Source organism: Pseudomonas sp. 22085, from assembly GCF_052045815.1.
Taxonomy (GTDB): domain Bacteria; phylum Pseudomonadota; class Gammaproteobacteria; order Pseudomonadales; family Pseudomonadaceae; genus Aquipseudomonas; species Aquipseudomonas glycinae.
On the sequence record NZ_JBQEQA010000022.1, the window covers coordinates 16,288 to 41,174 of the forward strand.

Annotated in this window: 24 protein-coding genes; 9 read left to right on the forward strand and 15 right to left on the reverse strand. The window is 62.2% G+C overall.

Annotated features, from left to right (window positions below; all coding sequences use genetic code 11):
• Window positions 1-27: 27 nt before the first annotated feature.
• The 3 genes from ACTJK7_RS23630 to ACTJK7_RS23640 all read right to left on the reverse strand — a co-directional run bounded on the left by ACTJK7_RS23630 (window position 28) and on the right by ACTJK7_RS23640 (window position 3,747).
• Entirely contained in the window at window positions 28-792 is a 765-nt protein-coding gene (locus tag ACTJK7_RS23630; RefSeq protein WP_108562745.1) for an enoyl-CoA hydratase-related protein, read from the reverse strand.
• Window positions 793-841: 49 nt separating this feature from the next.
• On the reverse strand, window positions 842-2,110 hold the full coding sequence (locus ACTJK7_RS23635) for a hypothetical protein (RefSeq protein WP_419791709.1): 1,269 nt from the start codon (window positions 2,108-2,110) through the stop codon (window positions 842-844).
• Between the two features lie 62 nt (window positions 2,111-2,172).
• Entirely contained in the window at window positions 2,173-3,747 is a 1,575-nt protein-coding gene (locus ACTJK7_RS23640) for an amino acid adenylation domain-containing protein (protein WP_323151729.1), read from the reverse strand.
• A 259-nt stretch (window positions 3,748-4,006) separates the two neighbouring features.
• On the opposite strand from ACTJK7_RS23640, the gene ACTJK7_RS23645 reads away from it, so the two are divergent.
• Together ACTJK7_RS23645 and ACTJK7_RS23650 are read left to right on the forward strand one after the other, a co-directional pair.
• Complete coding sequence (locus ACTJK7_RS23645; protein ID WP_108562749.1) at window positions 4,007-4,513, forward strand: RNA polymerase sigma factor; 507 nt, start codon at window positions 4,007-4,009, stop codon at window positions 4,511-4,513.
• Window positions 4,510-5,262, forward strand: a complete 753-nt coding sequence (locus ACTJK7_RS23650) for an anti-sigma factor family protein (protein ID WP_064380773.1) — start codon at window positions 4,510-4,512, stop codon at window positions 5,260-5,262. Before ACTJK7_RS23645 ends, ACTJK7_RS23650 begins: the two co-directional genes overlap by 4 nt.
• Window positions 5,263-5,267: 5 nt before the next feature.
• Here ACTJK7_RS23650 and ACTJK7_RS23655 read toward each other — a convergent pair whose 3' ends face one another.
• From ACTJK7_RS23655 to ACTJK7_RS23685, 7 genes are all read right to left on the reverse strand, one after another.
• On the reverse strand, window positions 5,268-6,239 hold the full coding sequence (locus tag ACTJK7_RS23655) for a Csu type fimbrial protein (RefSeq protein ID WP_108562753.1): 972 nt from the start codon (window positions 6,237-6,239) through the stop codon (window positions 5,268-5,270).
• Window positions 6,236-8,593 carry a fimbria/pilus outer membrane usher protein gene (locus ACTJK7_RS23660; RefSeq protein WP_108562755.1) on the reverse strand — a complete coding sequence of 786 codons (2,358 nt, stop codon included), beginning with the start codon at window positions 8,591-8,593 and terminating at the stop codon, window positions 6,236-6,238. Before ACTJK7_RS23660 ends, ACTJK7_RS23655 begins: the two co-directional genes overlap by 4 nt.
• An 84-nt stretch (window positions 8,594-8,677) precedes the next feature.
• Complete coding sequence (locus ACTJK7_RS23665; protein ID WP_108562756.1) at window positions 8,678-9,460, reverse strand: fimbrial biogenesis chaperone; 783 nt, start codon at window positions 9,458-9,460, stop codon at window positions 8,678-8,680.
• Window positions 9,461-9,484: 24 nt separating this feature from the next.
• Window positions 9,485-9,985 carry a Csu type fimbrial protein gene (locus ACTJK7_RS23670; RefSeq protein WP_011335016.1) on the reverse strand — a complete coding sequence of 167 codons (501 nt, stop codon included), beginning with the start codon at window positions 9,983-9,985 and terminating at the stop codon, window positions 9,485-9,487.
• A 4-nt stretch (window positions 9,986-9,989) separates the two neighbouring features.
• Complete coding sequence (locus tag ACTJK7_RS23675) at window positions 9,990-10,526, reverse strand: Csu type fimbrial protein (protein WP_007951533.1); 537 nt, start codon at window positions 10,524-10,526, stop codon at window positions 9,990-9,992.
• Between the two features lie 20 nt (window positions 10,527-10,546).
• On the reverse strand, window positions 10,547-11,080 hold the full coding sequence (locus ACTJK7_RS23680; protein WP_440780700.1) for a Csu type fimbrial protein: 534 nt from the start codon (window positions 11,078-11,080) through the stop codon (window positions 10,547-10,549).
• Between the two features lie 100 nt (window positions 11,081-11,180).
• The gene (locus ACTJK7_RS23685) at window positions 11,181-11,690 is read right to left on the reverse strand and encodes a Csu type fimbrial protein (protein WP_236196020.1); all 510 of its coding nucleotides are present in this window, start codon (window positions 11,688-11,690) and stop codon (window positions 11,181-11,183) included.
• Window positions 11,691-11,977: 287 nt separating this feature from the next.
• Between ACTJK7_RS23685 and zapE the strand changes: the two genes are divergently transcribed.
• Window positions 11,978-13,111, forward strand: coding sequence for a cell division protein ZapE (zapE, locus tag ACTJK7_RS23690; RefSeq protein WP_108562759.1), 1,134 nt, complete (start codon window positions 11,978-11,980; stop codon window positions 13,109-13,111).
• 62 nt (window positions 13,112-13,173) lie between these two features.
• A complete protein-coding gene (locus ACTJK7_RS23695) occupies window positions 13,174-14,487 on the forward strand; it encodes a leucine-rich repeat-containing protein kinase family protein (RefSeq protein ID WP_440780699.1) in 1,314 nt (437 codons plus the stop codon).
• Between the two features lie 39 nt (window positions 14,488-14,526).
• Here the strand turns inward: ACTJK7_RS23695 and ACTJK7_RS23700 are convergent, their stop codons facing one another.
• A complete protein-coding gene (locus ACTJK7_RS23700) occupies window positions 14,527-15,231 on the reverse strand; it encodes a YebC/PmpR family DNA-binding transcriptional regulator (RefSeq protein ID WP_011335021.1) in 705 nt (234 codons plus the stop codon).
• Window positions 15,232-15,450: 219 nt separating this feature from the next.
• Here ACTJK7_RS23700 and ACTJK7_RS23705 point away from each other — a divergent pair, with 219 nt between their 5' ends.
• Window positions 15,451-16,854 (forward strand): type VI secretion system Vgr family protein, encoded by a 1,404-nt coding sequence (locus ACTJK7_RS23705; RefSeq protein WP_440780698.1) that lies wholly within the window; start codon window positions 15,451-15,453, stop codon window positions 16,852-16,854.
• A gap of 3 nt (window positions 16,855-16,857) precedes the next feature.
• Here ACTJK7_RS23705 and ACTJK7_RS23710 read toward each other — a convergent pair whose 3' ends face one another.
• Entirely contained in the window at window positions 16,858-18,255 is a 1,398-nt protein-coding gene (locus tag ACTJK7_RS23710) for an FAD-dependent oxidoreductase (RefSeq protein WP_323151733.1), read from the reverse strand.
• Window positions 18,256-18,321: 66 nt separating this feature from the next.
• A complete protein-coding gene (locus tag ACTJK7_RS23715) occupies window positions 18,322-19,647 on the reverse strand; it encodes an MFS transporter (protein ID WP_064380788.1) in 1,326 nt (441 codons plus the stop codon).
• 289 nt (window positions 19,648-19,936) lie between these two features.
• Here ACTJK7_RS23715 and ACTJK7_RS23720 point away from each other — a divergent pair, with 289 nt between their 5' ends.
• The gene (locus ACTJK7_RS23720; protein WP_108562763.1) at window positions 19,937-20,809 is read left to right on the forward strand and encodes a LysR family transcriptional regulator; all 873 of its coding nucleotides are present in this window, start codon (window positions 19,937-19,939) and stop codon (window positions 20,807-20,809) included.
• Window positions 20,810-20,930: 121 nt separating this feature from the next.
• Here ACTJK7_RS23720 and ACTJK7_RS23725 read toward each other — a convergent pair whose 3' ends face one another.
• Window positions 20,931-21,791 carry a LysR substrate-binding domain-containing protein gene (locus tag ACTJK7_RS23725; RefSeq protein WP_108562764.1) on the reverse strand — a complete coding sequence of 287 codons (861 nt, stop codon included), beginning with the start codon at window positions 21,789-21,791 and terminating at the stop codon, window positions 20,931-20,933.
• A gap of 113 nt (window positions 21,792-21,904) precedes the next feature.
• Between ACTJK7_RS23725 and ACTJK7_RS23730 the strand changes: the two genes are divergently transcribed.
• Both ACTJK7_RS23730 and phnX read left to right on the forward strand, forming a co-directional pair.
• Window positions 21,905-23,014: a 2-aminoethylphosphonate--pyruvate transaminase gene (locus ACTJK7_RS23730; protein ID WP_108562765.1), complete on the forward strand. Its 1,110-nt coding sequence runs from the start codon at window positions 21,905-21,907 to the stop codon at window positions 23,012-23,014.
• A gap of 134 nt (window positions 23,015-23,148) precedes the next feature.
• A complete protein-coding gene (gene phnX, locus ACTJK7_RS23735) occupies window positions 23,149-23,976 on the forward strand; it encodes a phosphonoacetaldehyde hydrolase (RefSeq protein WP_108562766.1) in 828 nt (275 codons plus the stop codon).
• Between the two features lie 102 nt (window positions 23,977-24,078).
• On the opposite strand, the gene ACTJK7_RS23740 is transcribed toward phnX, so the two are convergent.
• On the reverse strand, window positions 24,079-24,384 hold the full coding sequence (locus ACTJK7_RS23740; protein ID WP_108562767.1) for a hypothetical protein: 306 nt from the start codon (window positions 24,382-24,384) through the stop codon (window positions 24,079-24,081).
• A 16-nt stretch (window positions 24,385-24,400) separates the two neighbouring features.
• On the opposite strand from ACTJK7_RS23740, the gene ACTJK7_RS23745 reads away from it, so the two are divergent.
• Window positions 24,401-24,805 (forward strand): hypothetical protein, encoded by a 405-nt coding sequence (locus ACTJK7_RS23745; RefSeq protein WP_159085223.1) that lies wholly within the window; start codon window positions 24,401-24,403, stop codon window positions 24,803-24,805.
• The last annotated feature ends 82 nt before the right edge of the window (window positions 24,806-24,887 follow it).

The following is a 24,887-nucleotide window of genomic DNA, read 5'->3' on the forward strand; positions in this document are numbered from 1 at the left end:
ATGGCGTCGGAGCCCAATCGAGATCAGCTAAATCTGATCGAAACGCGGCTCGCGTTTTTCCAGAAACGCCTGCATGCCCTCCTTCTGTCCAGGTGTTGCGAACAGGCCGTGAAACGAGCGTCGTTCAAACAGAATGCCTTCGCGCAGTCCCGACTCGGATGCCCGGTCTACAGCTTCCCGGGCAGCCCGTGTCGCCGTACGCGGAAAGGCGCCGATGCGCTGTGCAATGTCCATGGCCTGCTTCAACAAGTGATCGTCCTCTGTCACCCGCGACACCAATCCCGCCTGTTCGGCCTCACGGGCGGACAGTGTGCGACCGGTCAGTATCATGTCCATGGCTTTGGCGCGGCCAATCAACCGGGTCAGGCGTTGCGTACCGCCCATGCCGGGCATCACCCCCAGAGTGATTTCCGGCAATGCGAACTTCGCGGACTCGGCCGCCACAATCACGTCGCACATCATTGCCAATTCGCAGCCCCCACCGAACGCGAAGCCCGCCACCGCCGCGATTTTTGGCGTGCGCAGAGCGGCAAACGCATCCCATCCGGCGAAATGATCTTCCTCGATCATTTCCCTGCAGGACTTTTCGTACATCTCCTTGATGTCGGCGCCGGCAGCAAAATAATCCTGTGTACCGGTAATGAGGAAACATCCGACACCCGGTTCGTTGTCCAGCGGTTGCAAGGTCCCCAGCAATTCGTGCATCAGTGATGTGTCGAGCGCATTCCGCGCCTGCGGGCGGTTGAGGCGGATCAGTACCACGGGCCCGTGTCGTTCAATCAATAGGTTCATTCGCAATCTCTTTGAAAAGTGGAGTGAGTGGAAAAACACCGACGCGCCGTCAGGAATCCCAGATCGCGCCGTAGGCCGGAATACCCCGGGATTCCATTTCCTCGACGACCCGCTCGGTCAACTTCTGATTGGAAATACAGATCACCGCCTCCGCACCGTGGGTTCGAACGGCGGCATACGCCAGCGCCACCAGATCCGGTTTGCCCAACCGGTCGGTGTCCCAGATATGGGCATCGGGTTGTGCCTGCAGGATTTCCTCCACCAGCGCCTCACCATAGGTCTCGCGCGGGCTGCGGGTGGACCAGATCAGGTGGATTGGCACTTGCCCCGCCAGCAGATGCGGCAGCACCGGTCCAATGCCACTGCCGGTAGCGACGTACACCACTGACTTGAACAGGGTTTCGATATGGGCGACGCCTGCCGTGGTGATGCCCTTGACCCAGACATGGCTCGGCGGTTGTTCGATCAGTTCACCGGTCCAGTCGCCGGCACGGGAAATGATCAGGCGAAAACCCTGTTCGTCAGGTGCAGGAATGTTGGCAAATGAGTGCCACTCCCACAGCGGATGGCGACTGATGGCGGTGGAAGATCCGGCGAACGGCGTAAGGTGATTGAACCGGGCAATCACTGCATGCGATGACGGTTTGACCAGCGTCACTGGCACCCTGCGCAGGCGTAACCAAGGCAAGGCAATGCTGAACGTCAGGATCGGCAGCATCCAGAACGAAAAGGACGTCAACAGGACCTGCGTCAGGTCTGCCGAAGGATTTCTGTCCCGCGCAAACACCAGCGTCATGCCCCAGAACAGCAACAGCGCCGCCCAACCGGCAAACCGGTGCGTGCGCTCGAAAGCGTTGTGAAACCGTGAACGAATTCCCGGCATCGCCATGATAGCCATCAGCAGCAACAATCCCAGCAGCCCGGCGCTGATGGTCAGCAACGTCAGCGAAACCCCACCCACCCCTTGGGTCCTTTGCCAGATCATCGAGCCGAGCAGTGCCACGAACCAGGCAATCGCGGCCATCGCCCCGCCACTGTGCAGCCCACCGAAATGATAGACCTTGGCCAGCGAGCGACGAATCGCCAACGGCCAGCTCGTCGGGGCGCGGGTCGCCAGCCAGAACAACAGATTGATCACATATTGCTGACGAATCAGGATCGCCATCGACAGGTTCGCCAACACCAGCTGCGACAATGTCTCCAACGCGATCCCCGAGGCCGACCACCACTGACCGACGTTCACTCCGTACACCAGCGCCCCGACGTTAGCCAGCAGCACCAGCGCTACCAGGCGGTTGTAGTGCGAAAACAAGGGCATCGTTCCCAGACGCCGCCAAAGCGGCCTTCGTGGTGGCAGGACAAAAGCGTCATCGACCTGACTCATTGCCCCGCCTCCCGAGTGGTGGCAACGAGCTGTGCCTGATACGCCTGAGCCCGCTCCAGCAGCAAGCGTTTATCGACCTTGCCCCTTGAGGTCAGCGGGATGTCGTCCACCGGCAGAATCATCGAAGGCACGCAGTAATAGGCCAGACGCTCCTCGCAACGGCGTCGCGCCTCGTCGGTATCCGTAGAAGCGGGATAGACGAACGCCACCAGATGACGGTTATCGAACTTCAAGGTCACCGCGCGCTCGCAGCCCGGTGCAGACTCCAGCGCCGCCGATACCGAGTCCAGTTCAACGCGAAAGCCCCGGACTTTCACCTGATCGTCCACCCGGCCCAGGTGCTCCAGTTCGCCGTCAGCGGTCCAGCGTCCCAGATCACGGGTGCGAAACATCATGCGACCCTGCCCCAGAAACGGGTCGAGTCGATAACGTTCGGCAGTCAGGGCAGGATTGCCCAGATACCCGGCCGTCACACAATCGCCACCCGCCCACATTTCGCCCTGTTCACCCGGCCCGCACAGTTGGCCCGCTTCATCCAGCACGTACACGGTGTTGTTGGGCGTTGGCTTGCCGATCGTCAACGGCCCCACGCCTCGGTAATGCTGCATGGTATTGACGATGGTGGTTTCTGTAGGGCCGCAAGCATTGTAGAAATCGCAAAAGGACGCCCAGCGATCGGCCAGGGGCTGCGGACACGGTTCGCCGGCCAGCGCCACCACTTTCACCTGGCTGCAGCGCGCCGGATCCAGCGTGGCGAGAATCGATGGCGTCGCGATCAGCACGTCACACTGCTCGGCGGTCTCGGCAATGTCCTTGCCCCGGATCAGCAGCGTCGCACCATGGGCCAGACAGCCGAGGATTTCCCAGGCGGCCATGTCAAAGGCGATATTGAGGATTTGCCCGACGTTCATGCCCGGCCCCATGCCGAGATTGCCGGGGCCGGTCAGCAGAATGTTGCAGACATTGCGTTGGGTCACCCTGACACCGTTGGGCTGTCCGGTCGTACCGGACGTAAACAACACAAAACACAAGGCATCCGGTGACGAAATATCCTCTCCCACATTGACGTCATCGACAGCCGAGCCCGGCGAGTCGATGAACGTATCCAGATGAATGCAATGCTGCCCGGCCGTCAGGGGAATCCCATGGGCCAGCGTTGAAAGCGTCAACACCACCTGCGTCGAAGCAACCGACATGATGTGGCTCAACTGCGTGGTCGGGGTAATGCCGACATGCTGCGGAATATAAGCGGCCCCCAGCTTCAAGGTCGCAAGCATGCCCACCAGCATAGGGATCGAGCGTTCGACAAACAGCGCCACGTGATCACCCGGTGCTACGCCATGGCTCGACAACAATCTGGCCAACCGGTTGGCCTGGCGATTCAACTCGCCGTACGTCAGGCTCTGTCCCTCAAAACGTGCGGCCACCTGCTGCGGGTGAGTCGCTGCCTGCGCCTCGATCGCACGGTGGATCAACGAGAACTCAGGCTCGGCCACCGGGCCGCAGCCGAATGTCCGCCAGGCGTCAGGGCCGGCACTTGGTGAGGGGGGATTCATTACGATTGCGTGCATTTTAAACATCCCTTTTTTGCTCAAGTCATCGTTTCAGTGGCTTCGGCCACCGATTGCCTGCTGGCGACATCGGTGGCTGCTTGCGCTTGTCGGACGGGTTGAGCCGGGGGATTTGAATCCATTACACGCACTACAGAACGCGGCGAACTTTCCTACGTCGCCAGTAATGAAGTCTTTCAGCTTCTGGAATGGAATAAGCTGTGTCGAGAGGCGTCTTTCCTACCACTACCGCGCTTGTGGCCCAGAGCATGTCCCTGTCATGAATACACTCGACGAGCAATTACGCGATCTGATCCCCAGATTGCGCCGCTTCGCGCTGTCGTTGACACGCAACAGCAGCAGCGCCGACGACCTGGTGCAAGCCAGCCTCGAGCGGGCGCTGTCGGGTTGGGGCGACAAACGCGCCGACGGCGATCTGCGGGCCTGGCTGTTTTCGATCCTGTACCGGCAATTCCTCGATGCGCATCGGCGTTCGCGGCGATATGCGCGGATGCTCGAATTCTTCACCGGCCGCGATGACGCCGAGCCCTCGGTGGAACGCACCGTGATTGCCCAATCGACTTTGAAGGCCTTCGACCGACTGCCCACCGAACAGCGCGCCCTGCTGCTGATGGTGTCGGTGGAAGGCCTGACTTATAAGGAGGTCGCCGAGATTCTCGACGTCCCCACCGGCACCGTGATGTCGCGCCTGTCCCGTGCTCGCCAGGCCCTGCGCCAGCTCAGCGACGGGGAAATCAGCAGCCCTTCCTTGCGGATACTCAAATGATCAGTCTGCCCCCCAACGAACGTGACCTGCACGCCTACGTCGATCACCAGCTCAGCGAGGCCGACCGGCATGTGCTGGACACCTGGCTCGCCAGTCATCCCGACGAGGCGGCGCAGGTTCGCGCCTGGCAACAGGACGCCCAGCACCTGCGCGCCGCCCTCGGCGGTGCCCTGCAACAACCGGCCAATCCGGACCTCGATCCGTCGCTGATCCGTCAGCGGCTCAAGCGCCAGTCGCGCCGTCAATGGGCCAGCGCGGCGGTGTTGCTGATTGCCGTCAGCCTCGGCGGTGTCGGAGGCTGGAAGGCCCGGGACATGACCGTGTTTCATCCCCCGGCACCGATGACGGATGCCTTGCAGGCGTACCGCTTGATCGCCCAGCAAGGGCTTCTGCCGGCGGACTACAAGGTCGATGGCGACGGCGATATCCAGCGCTGGCTCGACCGTTATTTCACTCAGGCCAATCGCCTGCCGGACCTGAGCCGGGCCGGATTTTCACCGGTCAGCGGCCGTCTGCTGAGCACCGATGAAGGCCCGGCGGCGATGGTGATGTATGAAGACCGGAGCGGGCACAAGGTCAGCTTCTACGTGCGCCCACCAGGACCGAAAAATACCTTCCTGCCCCGGGGCAGCCGTCAGGACGGGGATCTGCAGGCCGAATACTGGTCCGGCAAGGGTTACAACTACGCGATGGTCAGCCCGACCGATACCCCGGCGGCGAAAATGCTCAAGCAATCCTTGAGCTTCTAGCTGGTTCAAAACCCCACATCCAGCACCACATTGTCCAGATAGGTTCCGGCTGGCGGTGTGGTCTGGTCGGTGTAGATTTTCGCGTTGTAATTGAAGATCTGACTGCCGGTGCCCAGGCCGTTGCCGGGATTGACCTCGGCATCGCTGCTGGCTCGGCGAGCCGCGCCGACACTGCCCCAACGGGTGGTGCCGGCACTTTTGAAAATGTCGTAGGCCAGATAGTTGCTGCCGGAAATCATCCGCCGTCGTCCGCCGACACTCAGTGCATTTTGCCCGTCGTTCAGACCCACCGTGTAGGCACTGCCCTTGGTGCAGGCGAGGTTGATGGTCTGCCCGGTCACCGGGGTGAATGCACTGACCACCGGCGCGCTGCCGAAAGCGATGTTCGGCGCGGTGATGGTGCAATCGTTGGCCACCGTCAGGTTGACCGTCAGCGTCGTCGTGCCGCTGTTGATGTCGCGGCCCAGGCACAGCCCGCCCGCACCGATACCCGAACAATAATTCCAGTTCCAGAAAATGCTCAGGGTCTCGGTATACACCCCCGCCGCCACATTGCTGCCGATGGTGGTACCGAAATAGAGCGGAACGGTCTTCGGCACCGTACCGCCCAGCAAGCCAAGGGCATCGATGATGCCATTGCGGGCGAAGTCATAGGCGGTGCCTCGCGTCAGCGGGTAACTGGTGCTGTTGTTGGCGTAGATCGTGTAACCGATCACGTCACCGCTGGGCCCGAGCAAACCACTCTGGGTCGAGGTGACGGTGGCCCAGAAATGGTCATTGTTGGTCAACAGCGACAACAGCGAACCGGTGCAACTCAAGCCTCCATTCAGAGTGGAACTGGGTTGAGAGGCAGTGCGCACGGCGATCGAACTGATGTTGCCGAACCCGGCCGGCGTAGTGGTGACCACCGAACACAGCGCCTGCGCCAGCCCCGGCAGCAGCGACAACAGCCACACAACAAGCCGCGCCCGGGTCATTGGCACACCAACGGGCCGATCAGCGGCACTTCGTCCTGCTGCAGGTCGACGCTGAATTGCGCCTGGCAAGTCTTGCCGTCCGCGAGAGTCACCCGCAGCGAATTCTGCGCCTGAAGATTTTCCAGATAGACCAGTCCGTCCCAGCCGACCACTGTCCGCGTGCCGCTCTGCTCGTGCAGCACACCACTGCCCAGCGGCAATTCCTTTTGCTGCGAATCCACCAGCACGATGCTCGCGGCGATCACCCGGCTCAGCGGAAACTCCAGCAGATAACCGCTGCCCCGGCGCACGGCAACACGCTGTTCGACGTTGGGGCTGCGCACGTTGGCCGGCAGGTTCAGCGGATCGATTTCGTACTTGCCGCGGTAATAGGCGCTGCTCCACGGCACCAGCAAATGGCCGTTGCGGTCGGTCTGGCCGACCTGCTGGTTCTCGTAGCGCACCGGAATGTCCGCGTAGCCGTCGGTGCTGACCACCACGAACGCATCATCGATGCGGTTGGCGGCGAACACTTGATCATCCATCCACACCAGCGAACCGCTGGCGTCGGCCCAACGGGTTTCGGCGTCGGACGTCCCGTAGACGCCCGCCTGCAATTGCACCGATTGCAGGCGCCAGGTGACGTCAGCCTGGCGGTAATCGGCGCCGTCGCCCTTGGCATAGCCGAGATTGAAGCCCACCCCGCCCTCGGACGGCACGGCGCGGCTGTAGTTGACCCGTTGCTGTGTCTGCCCGGTCTTGCTGCGCTCGCTGCTGATGGCCAGGCTGCCGCGCAGGTCGAAAGGAATCACCAGTTGCGCCTGCACCGCCCAGTTGCTGTCGCCGATTTCGCGGTTGGCCGACAGGTAAAAACTGCTGTTGCGCCACAGCGGTTTGCTCCAGCTCAGGTTGAGCAACCGCGTGCGAGTCTCGTCTGCCGCGCGGATGTCGAAATAGCCGACGCCGAGACTGCCCCAACGTTCGAGGTTGAGGCTCAGAGTGGCCTGCTCACTGCGCCGGCTGAGTGTGGTGTAGGAGCTGTCGACGACGGTCAGGTCGGCGTAGTGGTCGCGACGTTGCAGGCGCTGATAGGAAAAGCTGTAGCGCTGGCCGCTGTATTGATAACCGAGGCTCAGTTGCTGACCACCGTCGCCGTCGAAACGACTCTGGCTGAGCGCACTGTTGAGTACCCCGAAATTGCCCAGACGCAAGTTGCCCCCCAGCCCTGCGAGGGTCAGGGAATCCGCCGCTTCGGCGTGACTTTCCAGAGTAAACACGTCGCTGACGCCGTAGCGCAGACTGCCGGACGTCACGCCCTGACCGTAGCTGAAATCCTTCAAACCGTAATCCCGACGCAGCGTCCCGGCGGTCACCGAAAAATCGCTCAGGCCCTTTTGCAACAGGCTGCTGGTGACGTAGAACGGCACCGTGGTCGACACCTGCCGGCCCAGCGCATCGGTGGTCACCACCACCGCCTCGCCCGCGCCGTTGATGAACGGAATGTTGGTCAGGGTGTACGGCCCCGGTTGCAGGTCGGTGCTGCTGGACTTGTAGCCGTTGATGAACAGATCCACCGAGGACGGCACCGCCGCTTCCCCTGCGAACTGCGGCAGCGGATAGGTCACTAGATCCGGACGCACCGCAAAATCCCGTGAGAACTGCACACCGCCCAGACGCACTGAACTGCTCCAGGGCAAGGCGCCGCTGACCACGTCCCCGGCCTCGTAGGTCAGCATCCGTTCATCATCGGAGTAACGCCAGGTGGTGTCGTAACGCAGATAACCGTTGTCCAGCGTGCTGACCGCATCCCCCGACAACGTGCGGCGATATTGCCCGGTGTTCGACAAAGTGCCCCAACTGTCGAACACCCGCACCTCGTTCCACGCCGCCAGATAGGTGCCGGCGGCGTCGGTGTCATTGAGATACAGGTCATAGTTGAACAACGCGCCGAAACTGCTCAGCGCCGGGGTGCGAGGATAAACTTCACGGTTACCGATGAACTGCTCCGGCAGCCAGTCCGGCGGAACGTCGAGCAACAGGCGCTGGCCGACACTGTCGTAATCGCTGTGCAGGCCCGGCAGGCCGTCGAGATCGACTTCGGCACCCGCCTCTTCCGGCAGCTTCATGCCCGTATCACGCAATACGCTGGCCGGCAGGAAAAGCCGCCCACCGCGCTGCTCCACCGCCACCACCCGACCGGTATTCATCTGGTTGACCACCAGTTCCAGAAACAACTGTGCATCGCTGACGGCCTCCATGCCGCTGGGGGGCGGCGGCAGTTCGCCGGCCCCGGATGGATGAACGAACATCAGGCACCACGCGCCGGTCATGAGCCACAACGGACGCTGAATACGGCGAGCCCATCCCGGACTCATTAGCGTGTTACGTCCGTCAATGGACTGATTCCTCCTGAAACCGCTGGCGTCGAAGCCTGGAAGCGTCGAGATCACTCGCTACGGCTATCGCGCCGGTGGAATGCTCTGCACCTGCGCCGCGCCATTGATGCGCCCCGCCAGCTCTCCCGTCACCGGCCCCGGTGCCGGCCAGCGCATCACTGCGCCGGGCAGCACGTAACCGAGCAGGCCTTCGGCCAAGGGTTTGCTTTGGCTGCCCTGCCTGATGGCCACATCGGTCAATCGCGCATGAACCGCGCCCTGATTACGCACTTCCACATAAGGACGGCCCTCCACCGCCACCGTACGCCAGCTCAGTTGCGGCAGGCCGATACCTTTGGGGTCACGCTGACGGGCGCTGTCTTCCTTGCTCCACAGGCCCGCGCCATAGGCGAACAGCGGCACCGAGTAGCGCATCTGGAAGCGGATCGCCGCAGCGGTCTTGCCGTCTTCGGCAACGGGCGGCTGGGCCGAGGGGATTTCATCGATGATGATCCGGTACGCCAGCTCCTGACCTGGCGGCACGTCTTTGGTGCGGGTCAGGCGCACCAGTTGCTTCTGACCCGGCTCGATCTTCGCCACCGGCGGACTGCCGATCACCTCGCGTTGATTGCGGTATTGCTCTTCGAATCCGCTCTGGCTCCAGCCGAACACGCGGATCTGCAGGTTGGCGGTTTCCGTGCCGCGATTTTCCAGCCACAGCGCACTGGCCTGTTGATCGGCCTCCAGCACCGGATCGATCGGCCAGATCAGCACCGAACTGGCGGCCTGGGCCTTGAGCGTCCCGAACATGACCAGCGCCAGCACGGCGCAACACACGGACCAATAGCGTGACGTGAAAAACCCCATAAACCTGCTCCTTGTCATTTCACATCACCACGACAGCTGCACCTGCAACACATCGCTGTATGTCCCCCCGGGCTGATTGCCCGGCAATTGCACCTGTCCGTAGATCGGCAGACTGATGTTGTTCGCATCGCTGTAGGCGACCGCCACACTCTGACCGATGCCCAGGCTCTGGCTGTATGCCGCATCGCGAAACAGCGCATACGCCACCTTCGCGCTGCCTCCGCTGATCTGCATGCGTCGCCCGCCGCTGTTGTACTGGCCGCCATCGACCGTCATGTTCAGCGCCACCCCCGGCGTGCATTGCAGCGTGACACCACCGGTCAATGCGACCTGAACCGTGCCGGTGGCCAGCGCCGAACGCGAACCGAAATTCAGCCCGCCATAGTTCGATACGCCCCCCACCACCAGACAGCCCGGTGTCACTGTGGCACTGACCTGAAAGCTCTGGCTGGTCACCGCCGCCAACGGCAGCGGCAAGCTGCCCGCACACAACAGGAACAGCACCGCACCGCCATGCCGGGCCATGGCACTAGAACGTCAGTTCGACGGAAATCGTGTCGGTATACGTGCCCGCCGGCAGCCCGGCCTTGCCCACCGCCTGACCGTAGATGTTCACGGTCTGCGCCACACCGGTGCTGGCGGCGAGGTTGATCACCCCGTCGATGGCCAGCAACTGCGAGTGTCCGGCGTCGGTGTACAGGTCATACGGCACGTAGTTGGCGACCCCGTCGTACAGTGCGCGAGTACCACCCGGCGAGAGCCCGTCATGGGCGCCGGCCCGAACCTTGACCGTTGGGGTGGTGCCGGCCGAGCACAGGATCGACAGCGCCCCGCCCCCGCCGCCAAGCACCTGGCCGGTGGCCGTGGTGAACAGGCTGTTGGCGGTGCCGAAGTTCAACGCACCGAAGTTCAGCCCGGTCGAACCGCCGGAACCGTTGACCTGGCAACTGCTGATCAGGATCAGGCTGGAGGTGATCTGGCCGGTGACCGTGGTGGCGGCATTGACGCTGGAAGCGAGCGTCAGGCCGAGCAGCGACAAACCTATCCTTGATGCAATCGTACGCATGGTGTCCGTCCTCTACGGGGTTACCAGTCGAGCGTCACCGTCAGGGTGTCGGTATAGACACCGGCCGGTACCGCACGGGTGTTCGCCACCACCGAGCCAAATACCGGGATGGGTATCTGTGCGCCGCTGGTGACAGCGAAATTGTGTTGTTGACCGATGCTGTAGCTCTGGCTGCCGGAGGCATCGAGAAACAGCTGATAGGGGAGCGTCTGGCGCCCGTTGCTCAGGCGGCGCGTGGTGCCGTCGCCGTGGGTGCCGCCATCGATGGTCACGGTGAACCCGGTGACCGAAGGGTTGCAGGCGACATTCAGTTGGCCGCTGCCCGCTTCGCTGAGGCTGGCCTTGATCGGTGCGTTCCAGGTCGGGCCCTGCTGGCCGAAATCGAGAGAGCCCAGCCCACCCACCGGGCTGGCGGGGCTGGTGGCGTTGGTGACCTCACAGCCGGCGATCAGCGTCAGTCGCGCAAGGATCTGCCCACTGACCGCCGCCGACGCGATCTCGGTGAACAACAGCAACGTGACTGTGGCGCTTACGCGCCCGTGTCTGCCCATCATTGAGCCCCGACTCCTTCAGGATCACTCGACCATTGCGCTCGTCATTGAACGCCCTTCCCTGCGCCACCCGGTTCCACCGAATGGCTGAAAAACTCCGCGATCACCAGGTGACCGTCACCTTCACCAGATCCGAATACCGGCTGACGCGCGGCACATCCGCCATACGCTCGATCCGCCCGTATAACGGCAAGTCCACCGTGCCGCTGTCCGGCACCCGGCCGCTGACGGGCACATTCACCACCAGCGGCACCCGCCGCGCAGGGTCCTGATACAGGCGATAAGGAATCGGCTTGCTGCCAGCCTCCCCCGCCATATAACGCACCTCGCCAACGCCACCGTGCAGGCCGCCATCGACACGCAACTGGTACGGGGTGTCCGGGTTGCATTCCAGACGTGGCAGGCGCGAATTCGTCAGCGCCGCACCGAGAGGCCCTTCCAGGTCGCCGAGCCGCGCCGTGGTGCCGAAGTCGAGCACACCCAGTTGCTCGATACCGGCCTCGCGTTGCTGGCCGATCAACTGGCAACCGCGCTGCACATCGACCCGCACCTCGACCTGAAGGTCGGCGGCGTGGACCGGTGCCGCGAGCCCGCCCAGCAATGCCCAGACCATCCCTGCATTCACTGCCCGTTCCTTGATGGCGGCAGCCTCGCTGCCGTTACAGTGTTTCAGGTTAGCAACGGACACCGAATGCGCCAGTCGATTGGATCCAGTCACCGACCGGGATTTGTTTCGAAAGGTTGGCAACACGTCGATTCATATTGTTGAAAAAACCTGTACACGCCGCAGATTACTGTGCGGAAAAACGATAAAGCGCAGTAGAAGCAAAACTACCCGTCTGGTTACACTACGCCGCCGCGCTCGCGAGGAGCCGGCCCGATGATGACGGAGTGACCGCAGTGCCTGCCCGACCGCCCGAACGTTCGCGTCTGACTCAGCGCTTGTCAGCCTTGCGCCACTTCTTCGGCAAACGCTCCCACAGGGCTGCGGGCCAGTGCGCCGCCAGCGCGCAAACGATCCGCGACTACTTCCGGCAAAAGGCCCACGGCCAGGGCTACACCCTCAGCCACAGCCAGCAACGGGTCATCGACTGCATGGCAAAGCAGGCCGGTCTGTTGTTCGGCACGCCTGCGCAAACCCCGCGCAGCCTCTATCTGTACGGGGCAGTCGGGCGCGGCAAGAGCTGGCTGCTGGACGGATTCTTCCAGGCGTTGCCGATCGAGCAAAAGCGCCGTCTGCACTTCCATGGATTTTTCGCCCGGTTACATCAGGGCATGTTCGAGCACCGCGACCGCGACGACGCGCTCGCTGTCACTCTTGACGCGCTGCTGATGGACTGTCGAGTGCTGTGTTTCGATGAATTCCACGTGCATGACATCGGCGATGCGATGCTCATCACCCGCTTGTTCAAGGCGCTGTTCAAGCGCGGAATCCTGTTGCTGGTGACCTCCAACTACCCGCCCGAAGGCTTGTTGCCCAACCCGCTCTACCACGCGCGGTTCAAACCGGTGATCGACCTGATCAATGCGCGCATGCAGGTCATGGAAGTCGGCGGGCCGCACGATTACCGCAGCCAGGCGCGCCGTCACGCGCATCAGGTGTTCACCCAGGGCCATTACGTCTGGCCGGCCACCCCGGCGCAGCGCCAGGCCTTGAACCTGCCGCCACTCGACGCCACACCGTTGCCTTTAGCGGTTGGCAGCCGGCATTTGCAGGTGCGCCTGTGCGAAGACCGGCGTGTCGGTTTCACTTTCAACGACCTCTGCGAACAGCCCACCGCCGTGATGGATTATCTGGAACTGTGCCGGCGTTTCGACCACTGGATCATCGATGGCCTGCCGGAGCTGGGCGAATGTTCGATCGCCGCCCAGCAACGGTTCATCAACCTGATCGACGTGCTCTACGACCAGGACAAACACCTGACCCTGCTCGGCCAACTCCCGTTGCGTGAAAGCCTCGGCGGCCAGGCGATTGATCTGGCCCGCACCCGCAGCCGGCTCGGGCAATTGCGCGAAGTGCACGAGCCGGGCTGATTTGCCGTTATCATGCCGCCCATTTCCGGCGCTCGGGCGCCTTCCAGATAGCGACCCTTTTCATGCACACCCTTGCTCAACTGCGCGCCGGCGAACTGTCGGGCATCACCCGGCTCGATCTGGCTGAAGGCCTGACTGAATTTCCGCCGGAGATTTTCAACCTGGCCGATTCGCTGGAAGTGCTCAACCTCAGCGGCAATGCCCTGAGCAGCCTGCCGGACGACTTGCACCGTCTGACACGCCTGCGCGTGCTGTTCTGCTCGGACAATCAGTTCACCCAATTGCCGGCTTGCCTGGGCCAGTGTCAGGCGCTGACGATGATCGGTTTCAAGGCCAACCGGATCACTCAGGTGCCCGGCGCGGCGCTGCCGCCGCAGTTGCGCTGGCTGATCCTGACCGACAACGCCATCGAAAACCTGCCCACAGAACTGGGCGAGCGCCCGTTGCTGCAAAAACTCATGCTCGCCGGCAATCGGCTGCGCGCCCTGCCGCAATCACTGAGCCAGTGCCATCGGCTGGAACTGATCCGCATTGCCGCCAACCAGCTCACTGAATTGCCACAATGGCTGCTGACCCTGCCGAGCCTGACCTGGCTGGCCTACGCCGGCAATCCGCTGGAAACCGAAGCCGATGCGGCCGCCCTCGACAAAGCGCCACTGATCGACTGGTCGGCGCTGCAATTGGAGCAACGGCTCGGAGAAGGCGCTTCCGGGGTCATTTACCGGGCCCGGTGGCAGCCCGCGAATCAGCCGGCCACGCCAGTGGCAGTCAAGTTGTACAAGGGCGAGATGACCAGCGACGGCTCGCCGCTGCATGAAATGAACGCGTGCATCACCGCCGGGCTGCACCCGAACCTGATTCGCGTCGAAGGCCGCATCGCCCGGCATCCCGATGGCCAGCAAGGTCTGGTGATGCAGTTGATCGATCCGAGCTACCGCAACCTGGCCGGGCTGCCGAGTCTGGCGTCCTGCTCACGGGATGTGTATGCCGACGATTACCGCTTCAGTGCCGAGGTTGCCTTGCGCATCGCTCGCGGCATCGCTTCGGTCGCCGGGCATCTGCACGGTCATGGCATCACCCATGGCGATCTCTACGGGCACAACATTCTGTTGAACGATCAGGGCGACTGTCTGCTGGGGGATTTTGGTGCGGCGTCATTCCATGCCACGGCGGATACACCTGAAACCCGCGCACTACAGCGTCTTGAAGTGCGGGCATTCGGGATTCTGCTGGGGGAACTGCTGGCGCGCATCGACTCGGGGTTGAGTGATGGACAGCGTCAGGTGCTGGAAGCCCTGGAACAGCGCTGCTGTCAGCCGGATGTGCTGGCACGGCCGGGGTTTGGCGAGATCAGCCAGGCGTTGCAACACGCCTGAAAAAAAATCGCAGCCCGAGGGCTGCGATTTTCTGGTGTGTCAGCCGGCCAGACCGACGAACATGTCTTGCACGTCGTCATGGTTGTCCAGGCCTTCGAGGAACGCCTCGACTTCAGCCATCTGCTCGTCGCTCAGACCGCTGACCGGGTTCTTCGGCTGGTAGCCCAGTTTGGCCGACAGCACGGTGAAGCCTTGTTCCGGCAGGGCTTTCTGCACGGCATCGAGGTCGGTCGGATCGGTCAGGAACAGGGTCGCTCCCTCTTCGCCAGCCTCGAAATCCTGGGCGCCGGCTTCGATCGCGGCCATTTCAGGATCGGCGTCCGGGGTATCCGGCGACGCTTCGATCATGCCGACATGGTTGAAGTCCCAGGCAACCGAACCGGAAGCACCCAATTGGCCCTTGCGGAACGCCACGCGGATTTCCGCCACGGTACGGTTGATGTTATCGGTCACACACTCCACGATCAGCGGCACCTGGTGCGGTGCGAAGCCTTCGTAGGTGACGCGATGGTATTGCACGGTTTCGCCCAGCAGGCCAGCACCCTTTTTGATGGCGCGGTCCAGGGTTTCCTTGGGCATCGAGGCTTTCTTGGCCTGTTCGACCACCAGACGCAGGTGTGCGTTGGTCGCGGTATCGGCACCGTTACGCGCAGCAATGGTGATTTCCTTCACCAGTTTGCCGAAGATCTTGCCCTTGGCGTTGGCTGCCGCTTCTTTGTGTTTAACCTTCCACTGTGCGCCCATTACTCACTCTCTTGATCTGTGGCGCCGAGACATCTATTGGCCGACGCATGGCGCCAAGTTTATACGGCCTAAAGTCGGCAATCGACCAAAAATTCCGATGCGCATCGACATCTTCTACACGCCTTGTAGGGCGATTCTGAAAAACCGGTTTGCCACGTCCAATCAACGTCGCGTTTTCGTAACCTCTGTCGCCCGTATTGCCTGACAGAGCCCGCCCGAATGCTCAATGACAAGGAAAGTCCGTTTTCGCTGACCCTGGCCGAAGGCGGGATAAGCCTGCCGGTCCTGCGCTTCAGCGGTCATGAAGCGCTGAATCAGCCCTACCGGTTCGACATCGAGGTCATGGGCCTGGCGCCCGCCTGGTCACCCGGCGCTCTGCTGCATCAGGCAGCGTTTCTGCACCTGGATAACGATCACGGAATTCATGGTGTCATTCAAAGTGCCAGTTGCGAACACCGCGCCACACACCGGATCGCCTACCAACTGGTACTGATGCCGCGTCTGCAAGCGCTGGAGCAGCGTCCCGTGCGCCGGGTCTTCACGCAATTGAGCGTACCGGCCATCCTTGAGCAACTGCTGTGCGAACATCACCTGCCCGGCGACAGCTACCGGATCGAGATGACCGTCGGCCACTATCCCCCGCGCCCGTTCTGTATTCAGTACGATGAGACCGATCTGAACTTCTTGCAGCGGCTTTGCGAAGAGGAAGGCATCCACTACCACTTCGAACATCAGCCGGACGGCCACGTGGTGGTGTTCGCCGATGACAGCCTGAGCCTGCCGCAACAACCGACGACCCTTCCTTTCAACACGCAGAACGATGGGCCCTGCACCGGCCTAAGCAGCCTGTTTCAACGCCATGAGGCGGTGCTGCCGCAGATGCCCGCAGGCGCGCGTGAGCGAGGGCAACTGATCGAAGGCCAGGAGGCCGCCAATCACACACTGAAAAATGCCGCCACAACTGGATTTCTGCCGACGGCACAACGTCACGCCGTTCAGCGCAGTCGTCGTCTGCTGGAGCGCCAACGTTGCCGCGCACGTTCGATTCAGGGCCGCAGCGATTGTCTGCGACTGCTCAGCGGGCGTCTGTTGCACGTCATGGATCACCCGGTAAGCACCTTCAACGAACAGTGGCTGATCACAAGCTTGCGTCATCAGGGCCAGCAACCGTCGATTCTCGATCCATTGCCGACGGTCCGTCGCTACCACAACGATTTCACCGCGCTGCCCTGGTCGACCCCGTTTCGCCCACCACTGGAACAACCGCGCCCTAGCATTCCGGGCTATCACCCGGCGCAAGTACTCGGCATCCCGGGACAAGCGGCGCAAGTGGACGATCAGGGGCGGATTGCCGTCCGGTTATGGCCCGACCAGCCTCAAGCCGACACCAGCGAAGGGCTGTGGTTGCCGGTGGTCATGCCCCATGCCGGCGGCCGCTTGCCTCGGGAAAATCTTCCCTGCGCCGGCAGCGAGGTCTGGGTGAGTTTTCTCGACAGCGATCCCGACCGACCGATCCTCTGCCTCGATGCTTGTCGGCTCCGCCAGGCACCGCCGACAGAAACCGAACCCGACGACGACCTCCTGCTCGACTGGCTGCTCAACCGTTCCGCCCCGCCAAGCTGACGCTCAAGCCTTGTCGGCCTTGCCCGCTGCCGCCGCGAATTTCGCCAGACGCACGTCAAGGTGCCGAGGCCGCCGACCGTGATCCTCGGCGCGTTCCTTGCGGCGAATGGCGTTGCGCACCATCAGCGAGCCGAGGTAGCGGATCGGCTCCGGCGGAAAGTATCCCAGCGGCCCGTTGACCAGCGGCGAACGCGTCCACGGGTTGTCGAGGCCCTGCACCAGCGAGGCGAGAATCTGCCCGCCCATGTGGCAGGGTCCGACGCCGCTGCCGGAATAACCGAAACCGTAGAACACGTTGCCGCTGGCACTCATCTGGCCGAAGAACGGCAATCCGGTGACCGAGCGATCCGAGGGGCCGTTCCACGTTGCATCGACTTTCACATCCGCGAATGCCGGGAAGAAATCGTCGAGGCTACGTTTGAGCAATCCGGTATAGGGCGAGGGCTGGTCGAACACCGGCAGCATCCGCCCGCCGTAAGCGAAGGTGTTGCCGCCCTTGCCGAGCATGATCCGGCCGTCCGGGGTGTTGTGGTAGTAGTGCACGAAAATCCGCGAGTCGAGCACGGTGACGCCGCTGGTCAAACCGATTTCCTGCAACAGATCCGGACGTTGTTCGGTGATCAGCATGTCGCTGGAGACAATCGCCACGCTGCGCTCGAACTGCGGGAAAGCGCGGGCCATCCACGCATTCATCGCCAGCACCACGCGGTCGGCGGTCACCCGGCCGTTCGCCGTGTGAAGGCGCGCCGGACGGCCCTCCTCCAGCCCGGTCATCGCCGTGCTTTCGTGAATTCGCACGCCCAACTGCAACGTCACCCGGCGCAAGCCACGCACCAATTTGCCCGGCTGCACACTGGCGGCGGCCGGCGAGAACCAGCCCTCCAGGTGTTTTGCCGAACCGGCCATGCGCTGTACATCGGCGACCGGCCGCTGGGTAAACGAGTTGATGCCATTGCGCTCCAGCGCCGCAATCACCGCGTCGGTGGAGCCGCATTGCGCGCGGTTGGTGGCGGTGTAAAGCGTGCCATCGAGGCGGTAATCGGCATCCACGCCGTACTGCTCACAGAACTCGCCGATGGCGTGGATGCTGCGTTCCGACTCCTTGACCAGCCGCACCGCCTCTTCGACGCCGAACAGCCGCTCCAGGGTGAAATACTTCGCCGACCACGACAGCGCACAACCGCCGTTGCGCCCACTGGCGCCGGCGCCGCAAATGTCGGCTTCGATCAGCAACACATCGAGTTCGGGGTTCTGCTGCTTGAGCATGATCGCCGTCCACAACCCGGTGTAACCGCCGCCGACGATGCACACATCAGTGCGCACATCGCCTTGCAGCGGCGGGCAAGGTTCGGACGTATCGAGCTGCAAAGCCTGCTCCAGCCAAAACGGTCTCATGAACATTCTCCAGTCAGTCGGCCACGGCACAGCCTGCCGCGAGTGCCGCAGCAGGCCGCGAGGCAAGGGGTTTCAGTTACGCAGGGGTTTGACGGTCAGGGCGCGATTGGGCACGTAGGCGCGCGGTTCCATGACGCCGACCGGGCGACTGTTCCAGTGCGGAATCAGCACCAGCGCCGAGAACAGCGCGCAACCGGCGAACACGATGAACACCGTCACCGAGTCGAAGTAACCCGGCAGCAAACCACCGAGCACCGCACCGACCGAGCCGCAGCCGTTGACGAATCCCGCCGCCGTGGCGCCGGCCTTGGCCTTGCCGAAATCGATCGCGGCCGCGCCGCTGATCATCGAGTCCGGGCCGTACAGGGTCAGGCCCATTACGAACAACAATGCGACCACCAGCATCACGCTGCCGGTGTGCAAGGCGCCCATGAACAGCGCCAGCGTCACGGTCAATGCCAGCAGACTCAACACGCAGGCCGGCATGCGTCGGGCGCCGAACAGTTTGTCCGAGGCCAGACCGATCATGATCGGCCCCAGCAGACCGGCCAGTTCAAACGCCGTGGGGATGATCGCCGCGCCGACCTTGCCGACCGAGGGCATCTGTTCAAACACGATCACCGGGCCCCACAACAGAATTGCGTAACGCGCCGGTTTCAACAGGAAATACGCCAGACCCAGCACCAGCACCGTGCGGTTACGCAGGATTTCCTTGAGCGGCTCCCACACGCTGAGTTTGCTGTTGGCTTCGGCTTCCTCGGCGCTGATGACCGGCTCCGGTTCCACCGCCGGCAGGCCGACATCTTCCGGTTTGTTGCGCTGAAAGATGAAGAACAACACCGCCACCGCCGCGACCACCGCCGCACTGGAAATGAACGCCGCGTGCCAGGTGCCGACCAGCGTGTACGCCCACCAACCGGCGAACGGCGAGGCCACCAATCCACCGAAGGCGTAGCAGGAACTCCACAACCCGAGCACTCGCCCGCGCTGTTCCGAAGGGAAAAAACTACCGAGGTTCTTGCACAACCCCGACCAGCCGGTGGACTGCGCCAGCCCCTGAATCAGCATGCAAGTGGCGAAGATCGGCAACGTCGCGAAACTGCCCATCACCAGCGCCGCCGCAGCGGAAATCAGCAAGCCGCCGAGCACCACGACCCGTGGGCCGAAGCGGTCGGCGAGCATGCCCCAGGTGAACTGGCCGATGGCGTAGGCCGCCAGGTAAATCGCGTCGAGGTTGGCCATGGCCATTTTGTCGAGGGTGAAGCTGGGGTCTTCGGCGATGCCCAGTTTGGCCACCGAAAAGGCTTTGCGGGTGAAATAGAACGCGGCGTAAGCGAGCCAGGTGACAGCGAAGATCTGCATGCGCCAACGCGCAAGGGTGCCGATGTGCTTGTTCATTGTGGTTCTGACCTCAGGGTGTGAGTGTGCCGGCAGAATCGATGAGTAAACGCCTGTGTTTTTTATTGTTGAGCACTGCGATATCACCCCGTCCCTTCGGCGATACCGGTCAGATGAGTCCTGGTGTTGCACGCACAGGCTCATGGCCAGCGTCGCTGCCCGACCGGGCAGTCAGCGTTGGCGTGAGCCGATCAAAGCAATTACTGTTTAATAAATAAAATCGATTTATCGTATTTCACACATAATCTCAGCTTGTTACTGAAGTTCGCCTGTAAACGAGGAATCAGCCATGTCGGTTTCCCACGCCCAGCTCAAAGCCTTTCACGCCGTGGCCGTGCACGGAAGCTTCACCAAGGCCGCCGAGCGGCTTTATCTGACGCAACCGGCGATTTCCGACCAGGTGCGCAAGCTGGAAGAACGCTTCGGCGTGTTGCTGTTCCATCGCAACAAGCGATCGGTGCGCCTGACGGATCTGGGCGAACGCTTGCTGGCGATCACCCAGCGCTTGTTCGTGGTCGAAGCCGAAGCCCAGGAGTTGCTGCAGGAATCCCAGGCCTTGCAGACCGGCAGCCTGATTCTGGCGGTGGATGCCCCGGTGCATGTGTTGCCGCAGATTGCCCGGTTTTGTGAGCGCTATCCGGGGATCAGCGTGAAGATCGAGACCGGTAACACCGATGAGTCGCTGTTTCGACTGTTCAACTATCAGGCTGATCTGGCGTTGCTGGGGCGCGATGTCAGCGATGAACGCCTGCTGTGTGTGCCGCTGCGCAACGACCCGATGGTGGCGTTTGTCTCGCGCCATCATCCGTGGGCCGAGCGCGAGTCGATCTGTCTGGAAGATCTGGACGACACGCCGCTGGTGCTGCGTGAACACGGCTCGGTGACCCGCCAGACCCTGGAAGAAGAAATGACCCGCGCCGGTTTCCGCATCCGCCCGGCGATCCAGGTCGAAGGCCGGGAAGCGGCGCGGGAGGCAGTGGTGGTGGGGATTGGCGTGGGCGTGGTGTCGGCGGCGGAGTTTGGTGCGGACTCAAGGGTTTGCGCGTTGCCGATCACCGATTGCACTCGGCGCTTGACCGAAACGCTGGTGTGCCTGCGCGAGCAGAGTTCGCGGCGGGTGGTGGCGACGTTTCTCGATATGGTGCGCGAGAGTCTTGTGTAGTCAGTTCCGGCCTCAATCGCTGGCAAGCCAGCTCCCACAGGTTTTGCGGTATGCACAGATTTTGTTAACGCCTCTGACACTGTGGGAGCTGGCTTGCCAGCGATTGAGGCGCCGCGGTTTATCAGACCGGGGCCAACCCGAAAAACGCCTGAATCAACCGCAACTCCCGCCGCCGCTCCACGCAGCCGATCATGTGCCGGTTCACCAGCCCTTCTCCCGCAATGGGAATCGCGACGACACGGGGGTCATGACTGACCTCCACCGATGACACCACCCCAACCCCCAACTCAGCCGCCACCGCCTCCGTCACCGCCTCGCGGCTATCCAGTTCCAGCAACACCCGTGGGCTGACCGACGCCTGCGCACAGGCCTGATCAAACGTGCGCCGGGTAATCGAACTCGGCTCGCGCAACACCATGATCACCTGATCCAGCTCCTTGAGCCTGACCTCGCCACTGCGAGCCGCCCACGGATGCCCCGCCGGCACCAGCGCGCAAATCCGCGATTCACTCAGCGCTTGCAGATGCAGCCCTTTGCGCGGTTCGACTTCGGTCAGCACCGCCACGTCAGCATGCTCGGACAACAACGCCGCCAACGTTTCCTGGGCATTGCCCAACCGCAGATTCACGGTGATCCCCGGATAGCGCGCCCGCAGGCTGGCGAGCATCGGCATGACCATGTGCGGGCCATCCGCCGCCACCTCAAGACGTCCGGTGAGCAATTGCCGATTGGCCTCGAGCAACGCCTGGGCCTCTTCCGCCATGCCGAACATCGCCCGGGTGATCGCTGCCAGTTTGGTGCCCTCCTCGGTCAGCTCGACCCGGCGCGCCGTGCGTCGCAACAGGGTGATCTGGTAATGCTCCTCCAGCGCCTTGATGTGCCCGGTGACCGCCGGTTGGCTGATGAACAGGCGAGCGGCGGCACGGGTGAAGCTGCCTTCCCGGGCCACGGCGTCGAAGGCGCGGAGCTGGAACAGGTTCATGAATAACCCTCACTGATGGCTGGCATAACAACAAACAATTTGATTGATGATCTAGCGAATTGCAACGTAGTCCCCGTAGCTTCATCCCACAGCGCTATCGCGAGGACACACGAATGAGTACTGCCGCACCCATCCTGCTCACTCCCGGCCCGTTGACCACCTCGGCCCGCACCCGCCAGGCGATGATGGTCGACTGGGGTTCATGGGATGACCGCTTCAACCAATTGACCGCCAGCCTGTGCGAACAACTGCTGGCGATTCTCAACGGCGCCGACAGCCACCACTGCGTACCGTTACAGGGCAGCGGCACCTTTGCCGTCGAAGCCGCGATCGGCACCCTCGTCCCCCGCGACGGCAAGGTGCTGGTGCTGATCAACGGCGCCTACGGCAAGCGTCTGGCAAAAATCTGCGAAGTGCTCGGCCGCTCGTTCAGCACCTTCGAAACCGCTGAAGACGAACCGACCACCGCCGCCGACGTCGACCGCCTGCTGCGTGCCGACAGCGACATTACCCACGTCGCGCTGATCCACTGCGAAACCAGCACCGGCATCCTCAATCCGCTGCCGGAAATCGCCCAGGTTGTAGAGCAGCACGGCAAACGCTTGATCATTGATGCCATGAGCTCGTTCGGCGCGTTGCCGGTGGATGCGCAAAAAGTCCCGTTCGACGCGCTGATTGCCGCCTCCGGCAAATGCCTGGAAGGCGTACCGGGCATGGGCTTCGTGTTCGCCCGCAAGGAATCTCTGGCCGCAGCCGCCGGCAATTCGCATTCGCTGGCGATGGACCTGTTCGACCAACACAGCTACATGAAAAAAACCGGCCAGTGGCGCTTCACCCCGCCGACCCACGTGGTCGCGGCGCTGCACGAAGCGCTGCTGCAATACAACGAAGAAGGCGGCCTGCCGGCGCGACATGCGCGCTACGCCGCCAACTGCCAGGCGCTGATGGAAGAGATGGGCAAGCTCGGCTTGCGCAGCTTCCTGCCTGCTGCGATTCAGGCGCCGATCATCGCGACCTTCCACGCACCGAAAGATCCGCGCTACCAGTTCAAGGACTTCTACGAACGGGTCAAGGCCAAGGGTTACATCCTCTACCCCGGCAAGCTGACCCAGGTCGAAACTTTCCGCGTCGGCTGCATCGGCCACGTCACCCCGGCGCAGATGCGCGAAGCCGTCGCGGCGGTGGGTGAAGTGCTGCGCGAGATGGAAGTGTTAGAGATTTAAACCACACCTCAAATCCCCTGTGGGAGCGGGCTTGCCCGCGNATCAATGGTGAATGTCAGACCGCCATCGCGGGCAAGCCCGCTCCCACAGGGACAGCGAACTCCGAATTGCGTGTTATCACAGGAATTTTTGCCATGAACTACAACAACCCAACCCAGCTGCAAGCCGCCATCCTCGACTGGGCCGGCACCGTGGTCGACTTCGGTTCCTTCGCACCAACCCAGATCTTCGTCGAAGCCTTCGCCGAGTTCGATGTCCAGGTCTCCATCGAAGAGGCCCGTGGCCCGATGGGCATGGGCAAGTGGGATCACATCCGCACCCTGTGCAATCAGCCGCAGGTTGCCGAGCGCTATCGCAAGGCGTTCGGCCGCACTCCGACTGACGATGACGTGACCGCGATCTACAACCGCTTCATGCCGCTACAGATCGAGAAAATCGCCGAGCACTCGGCGCTGATTCCCGGTGCGCTGGAGACCATCGCCAACCTGCGTCAGCAAGGGATCAAGATCGGTTCCTGCTCCGGTTATCCGAAGCAAGTGATGGACAAGGTCGTGGCACTGGCCGCCACCAATGGCTACGTCGCCGACCACGTCGTGGCCACCGACGAAGTGCCGAACGGTCGTCCATGGCCGGCGCAGGCGCTGGCCAACGTGATTGCGCTGGGCATCGACGATGTCGCCGCCTGCGTGAAGATCGACGACACCGTGCCGGGCATTCTTGAAGGCCGTCGTGCCGGGATGTGGACCGTGGCGCTGATCTGTTCCGGCAACGCGCTGGGTCTGGATTACGAGGGCTACCGCGCATTGGGCAGCGACGCGCTGGCCAGCGAACGCAAGCGCATTCACGCGCTGTTCGAAGGCTCACGCCCGCACTACATGATCGACACCATCAGCGATCTGCCGGAAGTGATCGCTGACATCAACCGGCGCCTGACCAAAGGGGAAATGCCGCAAAACAAATAACCTGACAAAAAAAGCCGCCAGTCGATAAAAGCTGGCGGCTTTTTATTTATAAATTACAAACTTTGAAGAGACAACTTTCAACCCACAGTCATTACAACCGGATCACTCAGAAACCAAGTTACCCTGCGCATCAAAACCGAGCCCGTCTGGATACTTCACCGAACCATCTGCCAGTTGTTCGGTTCCGTCGGCCCAGACGATGCGTCCATCGGGATATTCGATTGTATTGTCTGGCCACACAATACGCCCGTCGGGGTGTTCAACCCTGCCGTCTATATGCTGAATGATCCCGTCCGGACGCGTCACTGCCGTCTGTTGCGCATTTACCAGACTTCCGTCGGCCAACAACGTGGAGCCATCCGGATGACGGCTGTTTCCAATCGCATTCAGCAAATTGATCAACGCCACAGGATCCACATTGATATTGAGCGTAGGCCACGGCATTGGCGGCCTGGCGACGACTGGCTTGGTCGGCGCCACAGGAGGCTTGCTAACTGGCGAAACAGGCCTGGCGGGAGAAGCAGGTTTTACCGGTGGCTTGACCGGAGGCACAGCTGGTTTGACTGGCGGTACGCCGGGTTTCACTGGAGGCTTTACCGGCTGCACAGGTGGCTTGACGGGCGGAACGGATGGCTTGCTCGCCGGCTTGGGGGGTTGCGTAACCGCAGGCCGCGGTTTTGGTCTGGGTACAGGCGCCTTAGCCATTGCTTTTTTGACAATACAGCCATGTTTATTATTAAGAAGAACATTGAAAGCCATTGCTAAATCCTTTTTCCAGTACAGCATCCTTGAACGACGCTATTGGTTTATTTATCGAGCCGAACTTTAACTATCGACTGCGCCCAACAATAACCACACGGCTTCACGCACTCAAACTTTCGCAAATACAAAATATAAACAATGCCTTGTTA